This window comes from Parafrankia sp. FMc2, assembly GCF_041008525.1.
Lineage (GTDB): Bacteria > Actinomycetota > Actinomycetes > Frankiales > Frankiaceae > Parafrankia.
Genome location: NZ_JBFLUG010000342.1, coordinates 1 through 2,135 on the forward strand (window position 1 = coordinate 1; position 2,135 = coordinate 2,135).

The 2,135-nt window shown below is 71.1% G+C and carries 2 protein-coding genes; one reads left to right on the top strand and one right to left on the bottom strand.

The window, feature by feature from the left end:
* Positions 1 to 395: 395 nt before the first annotated feature.
* Positions 396 to 755, bottom strand: a complete 360-nt coding sequence (locus AB1460_RS37025) for a hypothetical protein (RefSeq protein WP_368967193.1) — start codon at positions 753 to 755, stop codon at positions 396 to 398.
* A gap of 214 nt (positions 756 to 969) precedes the next feature.
* Here AB1460_RS37025 and AB1460_RS37030 point away from each other — a divergent pair, with 214 nt between their 5' ends.
* On the top strand, positions 970 to 1,938 hold the full coding sequence (locus AB1460_RS37030; RefSeq protein ID WP_368967195.1) for a hypothetical protein: 969 nt from the start codon (positions 970 to 972) through the stop codon (positions 1,936 to 1,938).
* Positions 1,939 to 2,135: the final 197 nt, after the last annotated feature.

Here is a 2,135-nt window from a genome sequence, read left to right on the forward strand (position 1 = left end):
AACGTCAGATGTACGGCCGCGCCGAGCCCGATCTGCTCCGCAAGCGCGTCCTCCTCGACCGATAGAGATCATCACACCCTCCTTCACGGAATTTGCGCCAGAGCCACTTTTTCATGGCCATGGACAGGGTGGGTCCTGGTCACGTCTGGGGCGTCGCAGAATCGCCGGAACCGAGTCGGTTTTAAACTGAAGGCAGCGGATGTATCCATACGGCGCGGGTCGCAGAGATCGTCAGAGTTGAGTCCGACTGAAACCTGCGGGTATTCCTATGTGAAGTCCTGCCGGCCAGGTCGCAGGGATCGCTCGAACCGAGGCGGGCTGAGGCGAGGGCGGAGCATCATCGCGATTCCGACTGCCGGGCTTGTCGCGGGTGGAGAAGTGAGGAAGTTGGCCGGTCAGTCTGTCTTCCGGCGGCTGGGGCGCGGGTGGCCGGGGGCGCCGCGGCCTCTGCGGTTCTCCTGCCAGTGGCGGGCGGTGGCCACGCGCCAGCGTTTGCGGTCGGCGAGCATCTCGTCGGGTTCGCACAGCAGGCCGCCGCTGGCGTACTTGCGCAGGGTGGCCACCGCGATCGGCTTGCCGGTCATCGCGGTGATGAGGTCGGCGAACTCCTGATAGCCGATCAGGCGGTCGGCGGGCCAGTCGAGAGGGCTGTCCGCGGACCCGGTGGGGTCGTCACCGGGCGCGTCGAAGGTCTCCACCCTGCACAGGATGCCGCGCGGCGCGAGATGCAGGGGCGCCGGTGGCTCTGCGGGCAACCAGCGTCTCCCACGCGGGTCGGGAACCCGGGCGCAGGGTGAGGTTGCCCGGCTGATTGTCCGAGGCCCGGGCAGCAGGTTGCCCGGAGCCGGCGGAGCGGGGAGCACGTGGTGTTGCCCCTGGTCAGGGGCTGGTTGCCCGGCTGTGGGGGCAATGGGGTCGGCAAGTTCGGGTTCGACGGTGGCTGCGATCGCACTCGAGATCGGAGACGCCGTGTCCTCTGTTCGTGTTCCGTCCGCGCCCGGCAGCCCGTCCATCGTGTCCCGGCGGGTCGTGGTCTTCGACCTGCTCGACGCCGAGTGGAGCAGGATCGTCGAGAGTTCCCGGCTGTGCGCGGCCACCATCCGGTGGGCGCGGGTCGACCCGGATCTGGCCGGGCTGGAAGACCCGCGGGAGTTGCTCGCGGCCGCGCAGGACATGACGGACCAGGTCCGTCTCGCCAGGGTCGTGCGCGCTCTGGTGCGGGTCGCCTCCGAGGACCCCGGCGAGGCCGACCAGGCCGGAGCGGCCGACCAGACCGAGGAGGCCGGCGACGCCGGAGGAACAGGCGGGGCCAGGCCTGACCCACCGGGTGTCGAGGCCGGCGCTCAGGAGCGGCAGCTGGCCGCCCAGGTGCTGGTGCATGCCCTGCTGCCCGCGCTCAAGGCGCTGTGCGCGCGTACCTGGTGGATGCCGCGCCATCCCGACGGGGGCAGCATGTGGCTGCTGGCCGACCACGAGGAGCGGGCCTCGGTCGCCCTGGAGCTTCTGCTGGCCAGCATCCGGGGGTACCGCTGGCGGGCCCGGCGCGGGCCGGTGAACCTGGGGCTGCTCAGCGACGTCCGTACGCGGCTGGTCCGTCTGGTCGCCGCCGCGCGGGAGGCCGACCGGCCGGTGCACTTCCACGCCGACCTGGACGTGGTGGCCGGCGCCCGTCGAGGACTGGTGGACGAGCACGCCTTCTACGCCGAGGCGCTGATCGGCCTGCTGCGGTGGGCACGTGACAGCCAGGTGCTGACCGCGGACGCGGTGCGCCTGGTGGCGGTGACCCGGCTCGATGACCGGACTCCCGACGAGCTGGCGGCCGAGCAGGGGGCGCGGGCGCACACCGTGCGGCGCCGCCGCCAGCGCGCCGAGGCGACACTCGCGTCCGCCGCACGGGCCGCGGGTCGCTGGCCGCTGCCCGAACCCGTCTGGGCCTGACCGTCCCCGGCACGGCCACTGGCGACATCCCGACAGTTCGTACCTACAAGCCCGTTTCCCTCGGGTACAGCTTAGCTTGTTGTTTAACTTGTCTGTCCTTCAGGTCCTGCGGCTGTTGACCTGTCCGTGGCCTTCCCGACTGGTTGGATGATCGCCTGTCGTCGGTTGGCGCGGCCGGGTGGGCGTCCGGGGCCGGG